Raw genomic sequence first — 16,203 nt, forward strand, 5'->3', positions numbered from 1 at the left:
AAAGTGAAAAAATTCTGCAGAAAAAACTAGCATGAAAGATTTATCAGGCTGGACTTACAATAATAACAAGCCGATCACACCTCTTCCCTTTACGTGGTTAGCGGGAGTGGCTATTAAAATGAAGGTACGAATAACACGTACAAATATAATAGCATTAAAGGGAATAATTTGCGGCACGTTATAGAGGGGCAAAGATGAGAGGATTCGGGTGGAGCATCCATCTTTTCTTTCAGGCTAAATTCCGGAGGAAACCTCAATGCTGGCCGGGAAACCTTCTGGAGCCTAGACGGGGCTTTTTCTAACGCCGGTGAGCCTGCGGAGACCACGCCTAACCGGAATCAGTGCCAACCAAAACTGATTTCTTTCCCCCTTGTCTTCACCAAATGTTATTCAAATGTGATCTGAACCTGGCAAGTGAATTGAGAGCATTAACGGGGCGCCAATAATGAAGAACTAACCCCATTTCTTTGCCACCTTGCAAGAATTCCATTATCGGAGCCGAAGCTACACCCACAATCTACGCTCATTATAAGCGCAGTACAGCTGCATCAACCTCAAATCGAGCCTCTTGGTGTCAGCGATACTGGATTCATCCTCGCTGAGAATACACGAGGGGACTCCTAGGAATGTAATCCTGCGAGAGCCGCTATAGCCACCCGGCCAATAAGATCAGACTTACAGCAATCCAGAATCGACATACCTGAGCATCTCCCCCATAGATTCTTAAACCAGCAACCTCCATAACCAGCTCATGACCATTATCGAAGTCCGTAAGGTGGACAACGCAGAAACCCCCTCCATTGGTACTCCTTGGCTTCACGCGAGTTACCCTGGCTAACCCTCAGAAAAGCGATGTCGCTATACTCCACAGGTACAACCGCAATCAAATATGATCAACGGGAACAGAAAACGCTTACTTGCCGGTTCTCCTAAGCCAGCGGTACCCTCTTATAACTGTTGGTTACAGACATAGCGGAAAATATTGTTATTTATTGCATAAGCGTACTGGTATGTTAGGCGCCAGCGGAGAACCATCCGGGGCTTGCCCCTCTCTCCACCATCCGCGCACAAAGGCAATGGAATCAAGCTGTTATGTATCGATACGACGACCGGGATCGCGCCATCATCAATGATCGCGTTGCCCAGTTCCGCGGCCAGACGGAACGTTACCTCGCCGGCGAGTTGAGTGAGGAACAATTCCTGCCACTGCGCCTGCAAAATGGCCTCTATATTCAGCGACTGGCCCCCATGTTGCGCATCGCCGTGCCCTACGGCCTGCTCAACAGCAACCAGCTGCGCCGTCTCGCCCGCGTCAGCCGAGACTACGATAAAGGGTACGCGCACTTCACCACGCGCCAGAACCTGCAGTACAACTGGCCCCAGCTGGAAGATGTCCCAGCTATTCTGGCCGAATTGGCTGAAGTGGAGATGCACGCTGTACAGACCAGCGGTAACTGTATCCGCAACACCACTTCTGACCCCTATGCGGGCATCGCTCTCGACGAGATTGCCGACCCCCGCCCCTACTGCGAGCTAATCCGCCAATGGTCCACCTTCCACCCGGAATTCGCTTTCCTGCCGCGCAAGTTCAAAATCGCGGTTAGCGGTTCCGAGCAGGACCGCGCTGCGATTCGTGTACACGATATCGGTGTGCAGATTGTGAAGCGCGGCGAAGAGATTGGCTTCCAGGTGCTTGTCGGCGGCGGTCAGGGCCGCACGCCGGTTATCGCCGAAACCATCCGCGATTTCCTGCCAGAGGAAGATCTGCTCTCCTATCTGGAGGCGATTGTACGGGTATACAACCAGCTGGGCCGTCGCGATAACAAATACAAGGCGCGCATCAAGATTCTGGTGAAAGCCCTAGGCCCCGAAGAATTTGGCCGCCGCGTGGAAGAAGAGTGGCAGCACATTAAAGACGGGGTAGAGAAATTGACCCCAGAAGCTCTGCAGTGGGCCAAGTCCTTCTTTACCGAGCCTGACTACAAGAGCTTTGATGGTACAGCCAGCGAGGCAGCCCTGCAGCAGCAGGCTGATAGCGACAAGGCTTTTGCGCGCTGGCTGGATCGCAACACCTACCCTCACCGGGTACCTGGTTACCGCGCTATCAAGCTCTCCACCAAGCCAACGGGTGTGCCCCCCGGTGATGTCACCGACCGCCAGCTTGAGGCCATCGCCGATCTGGCCGATGCTTACAGTTTCGGCGAAGCCCGTGCCACCCACGACCAAAACGTGGTATTGGCCGATGTGGAACAGGGCCAACTGTACGAGCTGTGGCGACAGGCGCGCAAACACGGCTTTGCCACACCCAATATTGGCACTCTCACCGATATGATTTGCTGTCCCGGCGGCGACTACTGCTCCCTGGCCAACGCCAAGTCGATCCCAGTCGCCGAAGCCATTCAGCGCCAATTCGACGATATGGATTACCTCTACGACCTGGGCGATCTGAATCTGAACATTTCCGGCTGTATGAATGCCTGTGGTCACCACCATGTGGGCCATATCGGCATCCTCGGTGTGGACAAGAAAGGCGAGGAGTTCTACCAGATACAACTAGGCGGCAGTGCTTCCAACGAAGCCAGTCTGGCCAAGGTACTGGGCCCCAGCTTCTCTCGTGCAGAAGTTACTGGGGTGATCGGCAAGATCCTCGATCTCTACATCGAACAGCGCCAGACAGAAGAGCCCTTTATCGACACCTATAACCGCATCGGCCTGCAGCCCTTCAAGGAGAGAGTCTATGCCAAAGCCAGTTAAGCTGGGCCCACAGCCGGGCAACCCCTCCGAGCTAATTCTCAATGGTGAGGTCAGCGCCAATGATTGGCAGCTACTACCTCAACTGGAGGAAGAGGGAACCATTGATCCAAATAGCCTGCCCTCCGGCAAGCTGATCCTACCGCTGCGCCAGTGGTTAGCCCATCGGGAGGCCCTGGCAGAACGCAGTGCAGAAGTAGGGGTCTGGATAGACAGCGACGAAGGTGCTGAGCTTATCGGCAACGAGGCGAATAATTTTCCGTTGATCGCAGTTAACTTCCCGGCATTTGCCGATGGCCGCGGCTTTACCGCCGGCCGTATGCTGCGCGAGCGCTTTGGCTTTAAAGGAGAGCTGCGTGCGGTGGGTGGCTTTATGCGCGACCAGCTCACTTACCTGCAGCGCTGTGGCTTTAACGCCTACGCTTTTGAAGGCAACCAATCCCTCACCAGCCTGAGAGAATCCCTACAGGATTTTGGGGACAGCTATCAGTCCGGTGTAGATCAACCTCTGCCAATGTTCCGCAGACGCTTCTAAGGTCGATACTCGACTGAGTGTGCCCCTGTCCACATAGGCAAGGGCACACTGCTTCTACCCCGGCATTGTCCTCTTCTATTTCCCCAATTAAATACCTTGCCTGAACCCCCTCACAAATCTCATATACAGAAAACCGAGGTCTACCCAAGCCCTTCCCAGCCCCCCTATTAAGCACTAACCAAACCAACTAGATCGCCGCGTCGAGAAGTGCTAACCCATTACCATAAACAACATCGGGCCCAGCCCCCGATACACGAAATGGTATCTGATTCAAATCCCCACCGAGCGTACTAATAGCAAGCGCCACCCGCTTCAATTCCCGGGCACCCGGCCTGTAGTGGCCACTATGGTTATTGACCTCAAGTATTTGATAACCAGCGCCCAGCACAATGGTTCCTGCACCCAACACCGACCCACCAGCCAGAAATGAGGAATGATGGAAATGACCTAAATTTTTTCTTCCGACATAGAAATTACGCTGTGAATCCACAACATAAATTATGTTGCCCGCAGTGTTTTGCAGAATACCCAGCTCAAACCTTCTTTGCGGAGGAATAACCAGCATGTTTCCTGTAAATGTGGCCAGATGTTTCTGCCTATCCCGGTCGGAGAGATAGCGGACATTGCCATTACGGCCATGGGTCGCCTGGTGGTTGGGATGATGAACTTCCGGCCAATAAGGAGTGGCTACCATTTTTGCTCCCCTTGAGCGACCTAAAAGCCCCAGCGTTTTCAATGTAGAACGCAAATGTCTCCAGCGACTTCTTGCTCTCTGCCTTTTCTCTGCCTCAGTCATAAGATGCTTCCTTCCATCCGGTGAATAAAGTTGAAACAGGGGGTCTCCCTAAAGTTCACTGAAAGAATATGGAAAGCAGCATGAACTGATAATGAATACTATGAGTTTAAAAATGCCTCAAGGTGGAAATTACCCTTCACCTGTAAGACCATGTAATGGTACCCAGAAATTTTTAAACCATTATTTAAAAGAGAGTCATGATAAAAGCTGGCCTCCTGTGAAATAGAAAGAAGAAAACTTGATGCTTGAGTTGCATTTACAATACAAGCAATATCTACTGAGAAAACTACAGGAGGTTTAACCAATCCATTTACATCCATCCGGAATGGTAAAATTGTTCAACTGCCCCCTGAAAAAGTAGTGCCAGGACCACCGGTAAGCGACCTAATTCCAAGCGGCAGAGCTATGCCAACTAAAACAAAAGTCTTTGTTGATTTTTTGAAAAATGAACCAACTTAAGGTCGCAAACAATAAAACTGTGAAGCCGAGAATAAAATATCCACCACCCAAGCTGAATCAGCCAGGCCCAAGCTTTAAAGAAATATTACTTAGGATTTACACCAAGCACCCAATGAAAAACCTTATCAAAACTTTGCAAATCTAATTTAGATCGTTCTTCAATTGAGTTAGCCACTCCGCGATCCAGTTTGGCATTAATCCAGCTATCAAGCTGACCATCCAGAACCACCAACCTGCCTTCATCCATCCCCTTTTTCTGCTCAATCAAATTGACTATCAGCTTGAATAGCCATTCCTCTTGATCATCCTCTAGTAATTCTTCGCACATTTGCATAAAGTTGACTGGAGGGATTGACAGAAATCTTTTTATATAAAGCGCATTCAGAATTGAGCGTATTACATATAACAGCTTTTTAACCTTAATTTCCTTAACACCAGCGTCCTTTTCTTGCACAAATTTTGTATAACAGTTAAACCCCATGCTGATATAGTGAAGCGCTAAGGCCCGCGGCTGCCAACACTTGAGTGCCTGGCTCCGAAGTTCATCCAAAACCTCTTGCCGTTTGAAATACACTTTTGGTGAAAACAGCCACTCGATTAATGTCGGATTGCTGCCCCTTAACAGTCCCAGGGTTTTATTGATATCCCAGCCAACAAGGTCAAGCTCATCCCCCAAGGTCTTATCGAAAGGCACTTCTACAACATCTATAGGAGTCCCAAGTGTCAAATAGTGGTTAAGATCTCGCTTGTAAATAAAACGTACATCCCAATCACTATCCGGCGACTCAAAGCCCCACGCCCGACTACCAGACTCACAGGCATATAAAATTTCTATACCTTTCTCAGCTTCAAGTGCTTTTAATTTTTCTTGTACTACCAATTCCATCAATTTCTCTCTACCAATCTACCATGGGCAATGGACAAAAGTTACTATTCAAGTGAGTGACACTGCCTTTGAAATGCCACTATTAGCCCCTTCAACGTAGGAAGTCACCACACGATGAATACTTACATATACCCTACTCTACTTACCGCCCCTTTTCTGCACCTTGTAGCCACCAACCAAATACCCCAGCAATGATCCGATAAGCACTGGGATAGAGATCAAACCAATCAGCAACCACCGGTCCTGCTTAAAATGTACATCGAAGTGAACTAATGCGGTATAAGCAACTGCACCCATCATTACAACAATGACAAACAGTACAAGCCAAGTGACAAAATTTGCTGACAAATTCAAACCGCAGCTTTTACAGACACATTTTATCGAGTTGAGACCACTACACCAGCCAATCAGAGAGATAGGCTTCTCATTACAACCTGGACAATTTTTCACTGTTACTCCAACCCTAAATCTAACCACAGCCTGGCAACCGAAAACTAAAATTATATTGGATATTCTTTAATACCAATACTTCTGCCCCCCATAGCCAGGCGGCCTAATCTCAATCAAAAACGCCTTCCTGCCCATAAAAGGCGAAACATCTGCTATCATCGCGCCCGCAAAAACCTAAGGGGTGGCCAAGGCCTGAGATGCAAAGGGATCAAGAAGATCACCTTAAGCAAACCCTTGAACCTGATCCGGTTAATACCGGCGTAGGAATAGGTAGGCGTGCCAAAGCCCTCCCCTCGTCGCTCTCCGGGTCTCTTTCATTAGTGTTGATTCGAGAGAGAACCATGAAAAAACTGTTCACAATCCGCCCGATTGCTCAATCTATCGGCCTTGTGGCTGGCCTGTCCGCCGGGCTAGCAATGGCCGCTAAGCCCATGGAGGGCGGGCTTGAGGAAGTGGTAGTGACAGCTCAATTACGTGATACCAACCTGCTAGATCTACCCGGCAGTGTCAGTGTAATTGGCACCAGCAGTATTGAGGCGCGCGGAGCTGGAAACCTGGACCAACTCCTGAACATGGCACCTAATGTCAATTTTTCTACGGGCGCCTCACGGGGGCGCTTTATCCAGGTTCGCGGTATCGGTGAACGCAGCCAATTTATCGACCCAGTAAACCCTTCAGTCGGCTTGGTTATTGATGGTATCGACTTCACAGGCCTTGGCCTGGCCGCCAACACCCTGGACATAGAACAAGTCGAGATTCTACGAGGCCCGCAAGGCACCTTGTATGGTGCCAATGCCCTAGCAGGCCTGGTCAATATGCGCAGTGCCGCGCCCACTTCAGAAACAACGGGCAAAGTCTCCGCCGAGTTGAGTGAATACGGTGGTCGCAGCCTTACCGCCATTGGCAGCGGCAGCCTGACTGAGCAGCTTGGCTACCGTATAGCCGCCAGCGAGCGAAAGTCCGACGGCTATATGGAAAATCAGTACCTGGGTCGTGATGACACGAACAATATTGATGAATCCGTACTGCGCGGTAAGCTGGCCTATTCTCCCAGTGACGATTTAAAACTCGGCCTCACCCTTTTCTACCTTGACGCCGATAACGGCTACGATGCCTTCTCTCTATACAATACCCGCAAGACCCTCTCCGACAAGCCCGGTCGGGACCAGCAGGAAAGCTGGGCTGGCGCTTTAACTGGGCAGTGGTCTGGTAACGAGAATTTCACTCTTGAAGCCACCCTAAGCCATGCCAATTCCGATACCGAATACGGATACGATGAGGACTGGAGCTATATCGGATTTCACCCTTTGGAATACAGCCAAACTGACAATTACCAGCGGGACAAAGACAACGCCAGCCTGGATTTACGCCTGCTCTCCACTGAAAGCTCCAAACTCTTTGCGGGGCGCACTAGCTGGGTACTGGGGGTTTATCATCGTAATGAGCAAGAAGACCTCCTGCAGACTTCAGGAAAAACTAAAGGCACAAGCACGGAATACAGTTTTTTTAGCAGTGAGTTTGATACCAAAAACAGCGCTGTTTACGGACAGCTGAGCACCACACTAACCGACGCTTTCAACCTGATTACCGGGCTTCGCCTGGAAAAACGCAGCGCGGATTATTCTGATTCCTATTCCACTAAGGCAGATAGTAATGAGGATTTGTGGGGTGGAAATATAACCCTGGAATATCATTATTCTGAAGACACGCTACTGTACGCCACCGTTTCACGCGGCTATAAGGCAGGGGGTGTGAACGGTGCGATCATCGCAGAGTTCGCGGGTAATGAAGAAACTTACAGGGAGATGTTCGAGTTCGATACAGAGCATTTGCTTAACTACGAACTCGGCGCCAAAGGCAACTGGCTGGATAACCGCCTACAGGCGCAGCTAGCAGCTTTCTACCAAGACCGCAGCGATGTTCAAGCCAAACAATCACTCTTTAATCCAGAAAGTAAAAAGTTTAGGGAATACCTGGGTAATGCAGCAGGTGGTGAAACTTACGGCTTTGAGGCGGAAATAAATTTCCAAGCCACGGATACTGTGCGCCTCTTCGCTTCTGCAGGCTGGCTAAACGCCGAGTTTGAAAACTTTATAAGCAGTACACACGTAGATACAGAGAAGGATAAAGAAACCGGCACGGTACTACCGGTAAATCTGGATGGGCGTGATGTCGCTCATGCGCCAAGCTATCAGTTCTTCACTGGCACCGAGATTGATCTCACTACCCACTGGGTACTGCGTCTGGAATTGGAAGGCAAGGATGAGTTTTACTTCTCTAATAGCCACAATGAAAAATCCACGGCCTACGAATTGGTTAACGCCCGCCTCACCTATAGGCTTGATAACTGGGAAGTCTCTCTATGGGGTAGAAACCTGACAGGTGAGGATTACTATACCAGAGGCTTTTATTTCGGAAATAACCCAGTTAATGGCTATACCTCAGAGGCTTATTATCAACAGGGTGAACCACGTATTGCCGGGATAACCGGTACTTATACTTTCTAATAGGACACCTTGTAATTTAGCAAATAGCCAATGGTTAACGCCCGTGAATTATCAGATACATAGCTATCTGATAATTCACGGACTTAATCGGGCTGGATAGATAAGAGCCAAGGATAGTTACCCCCTGGATCTCGGTGTATAATGAGAAAAGCTATGCAGCTCTCCGCAGAAATCAGCATGTACCCTCTTAAAGATGAGTACATACCCAGTATTCGAGCCTTTATTGAACGCCTGAATAGCCATTCAGGCCTGAGAGTAATCACTAACACTATGAGCACTCAGGTATTTGGCGAATATGATTTGCTAATGGATGTTCTCAAAATAGAAATGCGCAAATCCTATGAGCAGTTTGGACGCGCTATTTTTGTTTGTAAATTTATTGATGGCGACCTAGCCCCGGCAAAACCCCATGCTTAACTCAGAGTTCCTAGAAATTCTGCTCACCTCAATTGAAGCCATGTCTCTTTGGGAAGTGGCAGCTGTTGTTCTCGCCCTTGCTTACCTGTTATTGGCGATGCGCGAGAAAATCAGCTGCTGGTATGCTGCCTTTATCAGCACGGCAATCTATTTAGTTTTATTTTGGGATGTCAGCCTGCTAATGGAATCAGCACTGCAAGTGTTCTACCTGGGCATGGCAATTTTTGGCTGGTGGCAATGGCGTCATCACGAGGATAAAAACAAAGACTTAAGAATTCATCGCTGGCCACTGCAAACCCACTTGATAGTGATTAGTGGTGTTTTCCTGCTAACCCTGGTATTCGGTTATCTGCTAGATAACTTTACCAGTGCCGCCCTACCCTATCTCGATTCTTTCACCACTTTGGGAGCTGTGGTGACCACCTACATGGTGACCCGCAAAGTTTTGGAGAACTGGATCTACTGGATTGTAGTGGATGGGGCCTCCATCTACCTTTACCTGGATAGAGGGCTCTACCTGACTGCGCTCCTCTTTTTGCTCTACGTGGTATTGGTTGTTATTGGTTTTTTCCAGTGGAGATCCATCTACAATAAGCAAAATCAGGCCGAGCAGCCCGGGCTAACCTCTTTAACGGGAAGACAAGCCTCCGCCGCTTTACAGTAGCAATTCGCCCTCTCTATACCTATGAGCCAAAGCCTAAGCGACATCATTCCCTGCGACTGGCATCAGTGGAGCCAGTCCAGGCCTAGGTTTATACGGACCTTGGCAGGTGGGCAGACCAATCGAACCTATTTAGTTTCATCAGGGGAAGAGCTCCTGGTTATTCGCCATAACTCCCCACTTAGCCAAGCGCTGGATCTCGACCGGGCAACAGAGGCCCAAGTCCTCAACCAGGCCTCTCGCGCCGGGCTCTGTGCTCCCCTTGTCTATTGTGACCCTCAATATCACTATTTGGTAACAAGGTTTATTCAAGGTCAGCCCTGGCACAAAGAGGGCCCAAGCGCTTTGAAGCGGCTTGCCAAACGACTTAATAGCATTCACTCTCTCCCGCCGGTTAAGAACCACCTGGATATTGATCAGAAAATAGACCGCTATTGGTCATCGATTAATACTCAAGCTGATTTCTATCCACGCCTTAAACAATTACACCGCGAACTATCCAGCAGTATTAGCGCTTTAAAGGCTGCAAATGATACTCCCGGTCTCTGTCATAATGACCTAACCAAAGAAAACCTGATCGAAAGTACCAACGGGGAGCTAATCGCAATCGACTGGGAATATGCTTCCATGGGGGATCGATTTTATGACCTTGCCGCTTTGGTTGAGGAGCACCAATTTTCCCCTGCGGAGCAACAACAGCTACTGGTCAATTATCTCCATCGCCCACCAAATGGAGATGACAGGCAGCGCCTTTACCATTGGCGGCTTATCTATAAATATCTATGTGTGCTTTGGCATGCACTGCAATGGAGTGCAAAAAAGGCCTCTTGTGACTCAAGCACCATCGAATCTCAATGCCAGGCGATATTAGAGTTAGCTGCATCCCGGCCGGCTTAGTAGCTCCTTAGCAAGCCCACCTCATCAACCCGGCGAAAGCCCTGCCGAGCCCCCAAATAAACATAACAGGAATTAAAGGGGAGCCTTTATGGGTGAAGCCTTCCTAAACAATACAGCTCAAGATACCCAACCACATAAGTTCAGTATTGACCGGCCATTGCTTTGCAAAGATATAATCACTGCAGACCTGCACAGGTTTCCATCAAAATGCATGAGTATAGGGAGATACACATTATGACCAGAACTTTCTTCGGCTTGCTACTCCTCTTCGTCACCGCCAGCTCCTATGCCGACAAGAGGCCTGAAGCTTTTAACACCATCGACAAACTTTTTGCCGCCATGTCAAATTTTGATCATCAGGCAATGAGAAGTACGGTTACTGATTCATTCATCCTTTTAGAACATGGGGAGATCTGGACCATAGAGGATCTAGTTAATGTAGTTAAGCCCGCTGGTTACACCCGAACGAATTACTTCAGCATCATCAACTACGAGCAGCAAGGCGAATTACTGACTGTCAATTATTGGAACAAAGCCAACTTTACCCAGAAAAACAAAAGCGAGGATGTTATCTGGCTGGAGAGTGCCGTCCTAGCGAAGGTAGATGGGAACTGGTTACTCCGCCAAATGCATTCTACCCGGCTACCAGCTGGTAAAACGCCTGATAAAGTAACCTTTATCAAACAAAAACTCTAACTTTAAAGTTAAGCTCAATGTGCTGGCCTTTGGGTCAGCCCTACATTCACTGTAGAGGCTGCAGCCAATACCGTGTCTTTTCCTATCCACTACAGCATCATGTAAAATAAGCCGAACCATACGATACATAGTGCTTATTATCCCAAGAGGCGGCCCCATGAAGCTAAAAGTGTACCTTTCCGGTGAAATTCATTCTAACTGGAGAACCCAAATTATAGAGGGTTGCAAGAATCTAGGGTTAGATATCACCTTTTCATCCGCAGTGACTGATCACGATGCCAGTGATGCGGCGGGTGATGGCCTTGGTGAAGAGTCCAACTCTTTTTGGCGTGATCATAAATCGGCCAAGGTTAATGCCGTCCGAATCAAACACTCTATTGAGAACTGCGACCTGGCGATCATTCGCTTTGGAGAAAAATATAAGCAGTGGAACGCCGCATTCGATGCCGGTTACTGCGCAGCTCTGGGAAAGCCTTACATCACCCTACACGATGAATCCCTGGTTCACGCCTTGAAAGAAGTCGATGGTTCAGCCCAAGCCTGGGCCCAGAGCCCTGCACAAGTTATCGATATTCTGAAATACCTCACTACCCAGGCTTAACGCCATATGTCACCAGCGCCGGCCAATAACCGGCGTGGTTTGTCGTATAATCGCTCACCTTCATTTTCCCCACTCTTTTTAATCTGTAGCTACTTATGCCTGGAGTAACTGATCGGTTTTCCCTTGATATGACCTATTTATCCATTAGCATTTCATACCAACATCTTCATGTTTTGCTATATCCCACTGTGTTCAACCAATCCATCAATAGATGGCGCAGACATAAACCGAGGCAAGGATACTGACCTTAAAGGCCACAAATGTACGATTCATATAATTAAACTCAGGAGATCAATTAAAAGATTCTGGCGGGTTTCCCACGATAAACGCTTACATCCTCAATCAGGAGCAACCTTATCAGCTATCGGCCACCCCAGTAGCTTGGAGAGTATGATGAGAATAAGTAAAGAAGTCTGGAAGGGCCAAGCCGCATATTCCAAAACACTGTTATGGCTATATGATTTTTGGGTGTTATTTTTATCAAATCGCTTTATTTGGCGCTGCCCTACACCAATAATTCTTCAAAAATTTGATGAAAATGTAAGCGTCAACCACTTGGACGTGGGTGTCGGCACTGGCTATTTTATGGATAAATGTCATTTCCCCTCACCTCATATCAGATTGGCACTTATGGATTTAAACCAGAACTGCTTGGATATCTCAGCAAAGCGTGTTGCAAGATACAAACCTATCCTATTTCACACAAACGTACTGAGTGAAATGCCTAATGATATAGAGCCATTTGATTCCATTTCTGTTAATTATTTATTCCACTGCTTACCGGGGAGACTATCAGAAAAGCTTATTGCCATAGATTACCTTAATAAACTACTCTCAGATCATGGCACTATCTTTGGCTCTACAATTTTACATGAAGGTGTTTACAAAAGTGCAATCGCCAAACGATTAATGACCTTCTACAACAAGAAAGGAATATTCTCTAACACCCTAGACAGCCAGAAAGATCTGGAGAATTTCCTGCAAAGTAGATTCTCAGAATATTCAATAGAAATTCGGGGCTGTGTTGCACTTTTCTCGGCAAAGAACAAGCGATAAACCCAGCCCCCAACAATTGCGAGAATACTTGGTAAATATTACTTCATCATTAAGGCCACCTCTCTCCTTGATTTCTTCCTATGTGAAGCAGCAGTATTATTCTATTGTTTGTTCACACCCTTTTGCCAAAGGCCTTCCTGATTTAGATCGTGATACGCTAGCCAAACTGTGGAAGCCCCAGCTCCGATCTTGGCACTCATAAGGCGTGCATTGTCATAGCCATTGAATGGAACATCAAAAACTGACCCCGGATACTCATATTTACAAGCCACTTCTCCTTGAGACCAGTCCGCATCAGCAGCAGTAATCTTCCAGTCACCTTCATCACGGCAAGCAAAGCGATAGCTTTTGGAGCACACCACATCATTAAAACGACCGTTCGCCTTTGAAATTGCGCAATGCTCATTGCCATTCCAGTTGTTCGGCTCCGTACCTTCCCAAGACCAGAGTAGGTCTTCGGGCTCAAGATGCCCCGCACTACCATCACCATTGAACCAGAACATTTCAAATATATTGAGCCCACAGGAAAGATAGTTTTTTACATTAGACTCAGTGATTTCCTTGTCTTGCGGCCCTTTACCACCACTACCAATGCCATAAAGAGTGCTTGGATCGTGTAACCGCGTCATTTGCTTGCTTGCCGAGGTTGTCATTAACTCACAAGTATTGGGGTCTGTAGGTTTACTAAATTTGTCTTTGTGGAACCCCTGATATTGCAAACCGAGATGTACCACAGACCTAAAGCTCCCTGATTGTGGACAGATTAAATCCGTATTTACAACGACTATATTTTTTCCAGAATCCAACACATTCTGCTTACTCAAGGAATCCACCGGCAGACCGGCACAACGATTAGATCCCCCTCCAGATAAACTCGCCTCATAAAGATAGCTTCCTAACTCAGCACGTAACTGACTGGCTATCTGGCCATAATGATCAGAATTTATTTCAAGTTTCAACAATATGACTGACTGAACATTCCCCTCTTCCAACCAGCGAACAATACTTTCCAGCCCACGGCGAAACTTTTTTTCACCACCAAAGCAGACACCATGACATAACCGCAGCTGATTCTCCCCAAAAAATGTTCCGTAATCGCCGACATCTAAAGTAAGCTCACGCACACCGGAGTTTAACTGATCAAAGATTGAAATATCCTGATTGGGATCCGCCCAGTAGGCACTGTCCCACTCCCGCGCATTATAAGAGTTGTGGGTACCCACCCATTGCGAATGGTTGAAAGGCACATCTTTATCTAACTGTTCTTGCAGGGACAGCTGTATAACACCCTGAGTTGTTGTCGACTTGACGCCGGGAACTAGAAAAAGGCCCACCATAAGAATTACTAGCCGCCCATAAAGGGATAATTTGATCATTTGTTTTTTTATTGTCATGATATACCTGTGTCACTATAGTGGCTTTATTGTTATTTTGCCTTGCGAAAGGCATACATTCCAAGTCGGAACCTCTAGATATTAATCAAACAAATAATCAAATCATAGAATGGAACCAAATTTGGTTGGCTGGATAGGCACATAAGAAACAAAAGCTTCTATTTTTATCTGACAGGAAAGCCCCCAAAAAAATTAATTAGACATCAAATACGCCATGTTCATGCTAATAGTGCCAACCCTTATAAAGCATACAGTTGACCCGCACATAAGCCCATACTTATATCCGCACCTGGAAAACAGACCAAGCCCCTCACTCAACATAGCTAAAATAATTTATATTTTTTACTGAAATCACCAGCCAAAAAGAGAAATAAAACCATACAAAGGGGGCTGTATTTCTTACCCAAATAATGAATTCAAAAAACTGGATTTAAGAGCCAACCATAAAATCCAGACCAACAACTTCACTGAAGAGCATCACCTCAACTGCCCCCTCCAAACCTCTATAAAGCGAAAAAAAGAAAAAAGAATAGGACTTGCAGTAAACAGTAAACCAAGTTTTTACAGAAATTTTCTCTGCAAGAAAAAAATAGGAAATAATTTGTGGGTCGCAAAAATACGTATCGCAAAACACAAAAAAAACGCTAAGACTGCAGAAAATCAAGCAATCCAACAACAGCTTTAACCAATAAGGACACACCCAACCTCCTCTCAGATAACTATGTCAAGGTTATTCTCAGTACAGATAATTACAGCCAATTACACCTAAGCAAGATTCTCAATCTCATCACCCACAACCTCAAAATATCACACACGTACCACATTCTCTCTATGTGAAATAAATCACATAAAAACCCTTATCGGCAGTAGTTTAGATTGGCAGATATCAAGTCACTCCATGATATGATCGCGCAATGGATTTAGCGCCTTAGCGCTATGGTGAACGACTATCAGGGATGAGAGTATATGACTAACCCTCACAATATTGACTACACAGGCTTTATCTTTTTCCACGAAACCACTAAAGGACAAAATGGAAAGCCTGTCTTTATTGATCCGAAACTGCTTCCTCGGTTTATTGATTTGATCGATATCAACTCGGAGGCGGGCAGAAAAACGGCAAACCAAATGAATCAGCTCAGCAGTACCGCTGCTGGAATCACCTCCGAAAGTAACCAAACTAATGGCTTTCAACACCGCGAAAATATAGGAGCTGTACAGGTTAGCTATACCGTGTATCAAGAGGGCAATAGTCATAATAGAGGCCCTGGTGTTTATATCACAGAGCTTAAGCGAGCCAATGGAGAATCAGGTAGAGAGTCTCTACCGGCAGGCTTCTATCTATCAAATTTTAAGAATAATGAGTGGAAGCTAAGCACGATTAAAGATGACACTATTCCTACAGTAATTGGGGCAATTGGCGCAGTATTTAATGGTACGGCTTACAGTGCCCGTACTAGCGCAAAAGCATATGGTGACTACTTAAAGACCACAGGAAATGCAAACCAAAAGCAACTAAACGACTGTTTTTCGCTCTACTATGCTCCAAGCTATCTCGTCGATGAGCTTGGAATCTGGAAAACGGCAACTCAGAAACTCTCTGGACCAGACGCCGGACCTCGAGAGCTTGCCCGCCTGTTATATAAATCGCTGCCCTGGGATGAGAGAGATCAAACCTTAAAGTATCATTGGTATGTTTTCGGAGAAGGTGCCAAGATGCTCCATCGCACCTTGAAGGAGTTTAGCCAGATAGCCGGAGGAAAAAAGCTACAGCAGCACTGTTTTTATTTTGTCAACCCACGAGAGAATCTAGGGCTTTTGATGCGGGAAATTGAAGCCGTAGGTGCACAGACGAAAAAGACCAGTTACAGGCATAGCCTGGATGATATAGCCAGTAAGGTGCACCAAGTAAAGGATGGAGATAACGCGGTGATTGGTCTGCAGAAAATGGATGCACCTTGGTCTGAGTTCGACAAAATGATACAGGGGGGCAGCAATTATTATCAAAACAAATATATAAATAGTATTGACAATAATCGTACTTTCTCAGACGCGGCTATAAGATTTGTAAGAAACTTCAAAGATGGATGGAGTTGA

14 protein-coding genes and 1 riboswitch are annotated in these 16,203 nt (G+C 47.0%); of the genes, 10 read left to right on the forward strand and 4 right to left on the reverse strand.

Annotated elements, in window-relative coordinates; translation table 11 throughout:
- The first annotated feature begins 1,092 nt into the window (after window positions 1-1,092).
- Together ACJJIV_RS02080 and ACJJIV_RS02085 are read left to right on the forward strand one after the other, a co-directional pair.
- Entirely contained in the window at window positions 1,093-2,754 is a 1,662-nt protein-coding gene (locus ACJJIV_RS02080; protein WP_444890576.1) for a nitrite/sulfite reductase, read from the forward strand.
- Window positions 2,738-3,286 (forward strand): DUF934 domain-containing protein, encoded by a 549-nt coding sequence (locus ACJJIV_RS02085; protein ID WP_444890577.1) that lies wholly within the window; start codon window positions 2,738-2,740, stop codon window positions 3,284-3,286. The genes ACJJIV_RS02080 and ACJJIV_RS02085 overlap by 17 nt, the downstream gene beginning before the upstream one ends.
- A gap of 187 nt (window positions 3,287-3,473) precedes the next feature.
- Here the strand turns inward: ACJJIV_RS02085 and ACJJIV_RS02090 are convergent, their stop codons facing one another.
- The 3 genes from ACJJIV_RS02090 to ACJJIV_RS02100 form a co-directional block, all read right to left on the reverse strand.
- Window positions 3,474-3,980, reverse strand: coding sequence for an IQM protein middle domain-containing protein (locus ACJJIV_RS02090; RefSeq protein WP_444885236.1), 507 nt, complete (start codon window positions 3,978-3,980; stop codon window positions 3,474-3,476).
- A 646-nt stretch (window positions 3,981-4,626) separates the two neighbouring features.
- On the reverse strand, window positions 4,627-5,427 hold the full coding sequence (locus ACJJIV_RS02095) for a nucleotidyltransferase domain-containing protein (RefSeq protein WP_444890578.1): 801 nt from the start codon (window positions 5,425-5,427) through the stop codon (window positions 4,627-4,629).
- 138 nt (window positions 5,428-5,565) lie between these two features.
- On the reverse strand, window positions 5,566-5,775 hold the full coding sequence (locus tag ACJJIV_RS02100; RefSeq protein ID WP_444890579.1) for a hypothetical protein: 210 nt from the start codon (window positions 5,773-5,775) through the stop codon (window positions 5,566-5,568).
- A gap of 269 nt (window positions 5,776-6,044) precedes the next feature.
- A riboswitch (TPP riboswitch) is annotated at window positions 6,045-6,161 on the forward strand.
- A gap of 57 nt (window positions 6,162-6,218) precedes the next feature.
- Between ACJJIV_RS02100 and ACJJIV_RS02105 the strand changes: the two genes are divergently transcribed.
- The 7 genes from ACJJIV_RS02105 to ACJJIV_RS02135 all read left to right on the forward strand — a co-directional run bounded on the left by ACJJIV_RS02105 (window position 6,219) and on the right by ACJJIV_RS02135 (window position 12,712).
- Entirely contained in the window at window positions 6,219-8,384 is a 2,166-nt protein-coding gene (locus ACJJIV_RS02105; RefSeq protein WP_444890580.1) for a TonB-dependent receptor, read from the forward strand.
- Window positions 8,385-8,537: 153 nt separating this feature from the next.
- Window positions 8,538-8,801 carry a hypothetical protein gene (locus ACJJIV_RS02110; RefSeq protein ID WP_444888776.1) on the forward strand — a complete coding sequence of 88 codons (264 nt, stop codon included), beginning with the start codon at window positions 8,538-8,540 and terminating at the stop codon, window positions 8,799-8,801.
- Window positions 8,794-9,465, forward strand: coding sequence for a nicotinamide riboside transporter PnuC (gene pnuC, locus ACJJIV_RS02115; protein ID WP_444890581.1), 672 nt, complete (start codon window positions 8,794-8,796; stop codon window positions 9,463-9,465). The genes ACJJIV_RS02110 and pnuC overlap by 8 nt, the downstream gene beginning before the upstream one ends.
- 99 nt (window positions 9,466-9,564) lie before the next feature.
- Window positions 9,565-10,359, forward strand: coding sequence for a phosphotransferase (locus ACJJIV_RS02120; RefSeq protein ID WP_444890582.1), 795 nt, complete (start codon window positions 9,565-9,567; stop codon window positions 10,357-10,359).
- 234 nt (window positions 10,360-10,593) lie between these two features.
- The gene (locus tag ACJJIV_RS02125; protein ID WP_444890583.1) at window positions 10,594-11,055 is read left to right on the forward strand and encodes a nuclear transport factor 2 family protein; all 462 of its coding nucleotides are present in this window, start codon (window positions 10,594-10,596) and stop codon (window positions 11,053-11,055) included.
- Between the two features lie 157 nt (window positions 11,056-11,212).
- Window positions 11,213-11,656 (forward strand): YtoQ family protein, encoded by a 444-nt coding sequence (locus ACJJIV_RS02130; RefSeq protein ID WP_444885243.1) that lies wholly within the window; start codon window positions 11,213-11,215, stop codon window positions 11,654-11,656.
- 393 nt (window positions 11,657-12,049) lie between these two features.
- Window positions 12,050-12,712, forward strand: a complete 663-nt coding sequence (locus tag ACJJIV_RS02135; RefSeq protein ID WP_444890584.1) for a class I SAM-dependent methyltransferase — start codon at window positions 12,050-12,052, stop codon at window positions 12,710-12,712.
- A gap of 101 nt (window positions 12,713-12,813) precedes the next feature.
- On the opposite strand, the gene ACJJIV_RS02140 is transcribed toward ACJJIV_RS02135, so the two are convergent.
- On the reverse strand, window positions 12,814-14,106 hold the full coding sequence (locus ACJJIV_RS02140; RefSeq protein ID WP_252085577.1) for a phosphoinositide-specific phospholipase C-related protein: 1,293 nt from the start codon (window positions 14,104-14,106) through the stop codon (window positions 12,814-12,816).
- A gap of 966 nt (window positions 14,107-15,072) precedes the next feature.
- Between ACJJIV_RS02140 and ACJJIV_RS02145 the strand changes: the two genes are divergently transcribed.
- Entirely contained in the window at window positions 15,073-16,203 is a 1,131-nt protein-coding gene (locus ACJJIV_RS02145; RefSeq protein WP_444890585.1) for a hypothetical protein, read from the forward strand.

The sequence above is a fragment of the Microbulbifer mixtoriginis (SeqCode) genome (genome assembly GCF_052466765.1).

Excerpts from the sequence above, each read along its gene's own strand:
- ACJJIV_RS02080 (WP_444890576.1), top strand. The coding sequence starts at position 1,093 with ATGTATCGATACGACGACCGGGATCGCGCCATCATCAATGATCGCGTT.
- ACJJIV_RS02085 (WP_444890577.1), top strand. The coding sequence starts at position 2,738 with ATGCCAAAGCCAGTTAAGCTGGGCCCACAGCCGGGCAACCCCTCCGAG.
- ACJJIV_RS02090 (WP_444885236.1), bottom strand. The coding sequence starts at position 3,980 with ATGGTAGCCACTCCTTATTGGCCGGAAGTTCATCATCCCAACCACCAG.
- ACJJIV_RS02095 (WP_444890578.1), bottom strand. The coding sequence starts at position 5,427 with ATGGAATTGGTAGTACAAGAAAAATTAAAAGCACTTGAAGCTGAGAAA.
- ACJJIV_RS02105 (WP_444890580.1), top strand. The coding sequence starts at position 6,219 with ATGAAAAAACTGTTCACAATCCGCCCGATTGCTCAATCTATCGGCCTT.
- ACJJIV_RS02110 (WP_444888776.1), top strand. The coding sequence starts at position 8,538 with ATGCAGCTCTCCGCAGAAATCAGCATGTACCCTCTTAAAGATGAGTAC.
- pnuC (WP_444890581.1), top strand. The coding sequence starts at position 8,794 with ATGCTTAACTCAGAGTTCCTAGAAATTCTGCTCACCTCAATTGAAGCC.
- ACJJIV_RS02125 (WP_444890583.1), top strand. The coding sequence starts at position 10,594 with ATGACCAGAACTTTCTTCGGCTTGCTACTCCTCTTCGTCACCGCCAGC.
- ACJJIV_RS02130 (WP_444885243.1), top strand. The coding sequence starts at position 11,213 with ATGAAGCTAAAAGTGTACCTTTCCGGTGAAATTCATTCTAACTGGAGA.
- ACJJIV_RS02135 (WP_444890584.1), top strand. The coding sequence starts at position 12,050 with ATGAGAATAAGTAAAGAAGTCTGGAAGGGCCAAGCCGCATATTCCAAA.
- ACJJIV_RS02140 (WP_252085577.1), bottom strand. The coding sequence starts at position 14,106 with ATGACAATAAAAAAACAAATGATCAAATTATCCCTTTATGGGCGGCTA.
- ACJJIV_RS02145 (WP_444890585.1), top strand. The coding sequence starts at position 15,073 with ATGACTAACCCTCACAATATTGACTACACAGGCTTTATCTTTTTCCAC.